Origin of the sequence: Paraburkholderia sp. BR14320 (assembly GCF_040948665.1) — a bacterium.
Taxonomy (GTDB): Bacteria; Pseudomonadota; Gammaproteobacteria; order Burkholderiales; family Burkholderiaceae; genus Paraburkholderia; species Paraburkholderia youngii.
Map to the genome: position 1 here is coordinate 1 of NZ_JBFPKG010000155.1, position 2556 is coordinate 2556.

Consider the following 2556-nt stretch of genomic DNA (forward strand, 5'->3'; position numbering starts at 1 on the left):
GTGGCTCGATTACGCCGATCCTGCGGTGGCTCCAATACGCCGATCATCGAGTGGCCCGATTGCGGCGATCATCCGGTGGCTCGATTACGCCGATCCCGGAATGGCTCGAATATGCCGGTCAGTGACACCAACCGACTGCGAAGGCGTTCGTGGCCGATTTGGTGAAGTCGCCAATGGCCGTTTATGGGAACTCCGGTTCGCAAAAACCGGATCCAGCTGGCTGACCGGTTTGGAGAAGGTCATCTGGCCGAAGTGGGTCTATTTGGGGCAGGCCCGGTTACAGTCGTCGATACAGGCAACAGCACCGGACAAGCCCTCAAAGGGCAACGTGAGGTGAGGTGCCTACTTGTTTTTCACCCCGAGCACCACTCAGCCCAATCGAAGCGCCCGTCGCTCGCGCGTTGAAAGCATCAAAATCCCCTAACCGATCTCCTGTAGGGGCTCACACACCGGACTCGCGCGGTAGCGCATCCTTGAGCCATTCCAACAGCGAAGGGCGGAAGGTGAAAGTGGGGGACGCAAGCCAGTGCTCGATTGCCTCTGGAATGTCGGGCAATACGTCATCAATGTCGAACGGCTCGTCCACCACGCCTGGTTCGTCAGAGGATAGATGCGCGCCAACCAATCGGTCGCCATCCCAGAACAGAACGCAGTATTCGGCTATATCTGCCGTGGTGCCGGGAGAATGATCCGTGAGCAGCATGGCAATGTCAGCACATTGCTTCTGCATCTCTTCGTCGAGGGGACTGACGGACTTGCGGCGCTGGCTCAGGCTCGCAGTCACATAGGCGAGCTTGGCCCACGCGTCGTTCGGATCGCAGCCGCTGTACGCGCAGAAATGGTCGAAGTCATCCAGCGCGGTGTGACCCAGGTCATTCTTCGGTAGGGGCCGGTTCCCGATAACCAACCGGAGGAGTTCGTCTGGTTTTCCGTAAGTCATTTCTAACCTCCCGATGACGAGACCAGCAAGGTCGAATCCTGCGTATCCGTCGATCAAAACCAGATGATGGCAGGATCAAGTGGAAAGGAATCTCGACGCCGAGCTGTCCGGGTCTTTTAATTGCCCTACGGAAAACAATACGCCTTTCAGGACCCGCGGAACCACGGATGAGACCCGAACAGATGATGCCTGCGGAAAAGCAGGCGCTCGAACGGCCTGATCAAGATCGCTCAAGACTATACCGACCAGAGCCGTCGGGTCGCCGACTTTCTGCTCGCATGGTGGAATCCCGCATCGTGTGGCGCGTACGATATGACCATGGCATGGAGCGTCGACGACGACATCATGGAAGACATGTGCGTGGTGTTCCGATTCGCATCACGCGCTCGTAGCTATCCGGACACGCTGCGCTACGAATCAGACTTCAAGGCGATCATCCACGAGTGGCGACCAGAACTGGTTAAATGATCCGGCCCCAATAAATTGATAAAAAAAATTATGTAAAATTAACTTCGGATCCGCGAGGCGGAGCGTTGAGGTATGCGCCAACTGTGCGTATAATGTGCTTGTAGAGTTCGCTACTTGGAGCGGCCCATGAGCGCCACTGCCTTTGCCGACGTCCTTGAGTCCGCGCGGGAAGCGGGGACGTCCCGTCTATCCGCCGCCAACCTCGCCAACGTCTTGGGGTTGCAACAGCAAGACCTGGCAACCTTGGCGGGTGTTCATCGCAACACGCTGCGCACCCATCCCGAGTCACCGAAACTCCAGTCCACCTTGCGCGACCTAGTGCGCGTGCTGTCGGCAGCTGCGGCGGTGCAGCCGGACTTCGAGCGAGCGCTGTTTCTGGTCAAAAACCAGCCCATCCCCACGTTTCGCCATAAGACTATCCTGCAACTGATCCAGGACGGGCGGACTGAGGATGCGATCGACTATCTGGAGTCGATCAGCGCAGGATTTGTTGGATGATCCTGACGCACTTGCCGGCGGGAACTGTGCTTTACCGCGCACATACACCCCGCTGGGCCAGCCGGCCAGCCAGTGGAGCAGGCGCCGCAGCCAAGGGCGGGCGCTTCAACCGTGAAGGTGTCGAGGCACTCTATTTGTCGCTGGAAGAACTGACGGCGCTGCGCGAGTACCAGCAGACCTCGCCGTTCCTGCCACCCTGCACGGTCTGCTCCTATACCGTCGCGCTGCGTAATCTGGTCGACCTGCGGCAACTCCGCCGCGGCCCTCTTTGGGACGACCTTTGGCACGACTGGCGCGAGGATTGGCGGCACCTGAAATTCGAGATGCACATCGAGCCCCCTACCTGGGTTCTCAGCGACATGGTTCGGGAGCATGGCTTTACCGGCATTGTGTTTCCCAGCCAGACCCACGAGAGCGGTACGAACGTCGTGGTTTTTACGGACCGCCTCGGCGATGGCAATTCGATCGAGGTCAACGACCCGGATGGCCGACTTCCGCGGGACCAGGCAAGTTGGTCGCGTTGAAGGGTTCTGTTGCAGTAAGGCCCACGTTAAAATTGGGTAGCGAATTTTTGAGCTGTGCGATGAAGAAGACGAAGACACCGCGAACCACACTCGCGCCGGGCCTGGCCAAGGTCCTGAAGCGCCTTC

Annotated in this window: 4 protein-coding genes and 1 pseudogene; 4 read left to right on the plus strand and 1 reads right to left on the minus strand. The window is 58.7% G+C overall.

Going from position 1 to position 2556, the window contains the following annotated elements:
- Nucleotides 1–337: hypothetical protein (locus tag AB3X89_RS39355; protein WP_368587956.1), on the plus strand; the 337-nt coding region annotated here is incomplete at its 5' end.
- A gap of 105 nt (nucleotides 338–442) precedes the next feature.
- Here AB3X89_RS39355 and AB3X89_RS39360 read toward each other — a convergent pair.
- A complete protein-coding gene (locus AB3X89_RS39360) occupies nucleotides 443–940 on the minus strand; it encodes a hypothetical protein (protein WP_368587957.1) in 498 nt (165 codons plus the stop codon).
- A gap of 167 nt (nucleotides 941–1107) precedes the next feature.
- Between AB3X89_RS39360 and AB3X89_RS39365 the strand changes: the two are divergent.
- The 3 genes and pseudogenes from AB3X89_RS39365 (at nucleotide 1108) to AB3X89_RS39375 (ending at nucleotide 2430) form a co-directional block, all read left to right on the plus strand.
- A pseudogene (locus AB3X89_RS39365) lies at nucleotides 1108–1408 on the plus strand (hypothetical protein).
- A 126-nt stretch (nucleotides 1409–1534) separates the two neighbouring features.
- Nucleotides 1535–1906 carry a DNA-binding protein gene (locus AB3X89_RS39370; RefSeq protein WP_368587958.1) on the plus strand — a complete coding sequence of 124 codons (372 nt, stop codon included), beginning with the start codon at nucleotides 1535–1537 and terminating at the stop codon, nucleotides 1904–1906.
- Nucleotides 1903–2430 (plus strand): RES family NAD+ phosphorylase, encoded by a 528-nt coding sequence (locus AB3X89_RS39375; protein WP_368587959.1) that lies wholly within the window; start codon nucleotides 1903–1905, stop codon nucleotides 2428–2430. The genes AB3X89_RS39370 and AB3X89_RS39375 overlap by 4 nt, the downstream gene beginning before the upstream one ends.
- Nucleotides 2431–2556 lie beyond the last annotated feature (126 nt).

What these genes read in the sequence shown, in the direction of transcription:
- AB3X89_RS39370 (WP_368587958.1), top strand. Translation starts at nt 1,535, where the DNA reads ATGAGCGCCACTGCCTTTGCCGACGTCCTTGAGTCCGCGCGGGAAGCG.
- AB3X89_RS39375 (WP_368587959.1), top strand. Translation starts at nt 1,903, where the DNA reads ATGATCCTGACGCACTTGCCGGCGGGAACTGTGCTTTACCGCGCACAT.
- AB3X89_RS39360 (WP_368587957.1), bottom strand. Translation starts at nt 940, where the DNA reads ATGACTTACGGAAAACCAGACGAACTCCTCCGGTTGGTTATCGGGAAC.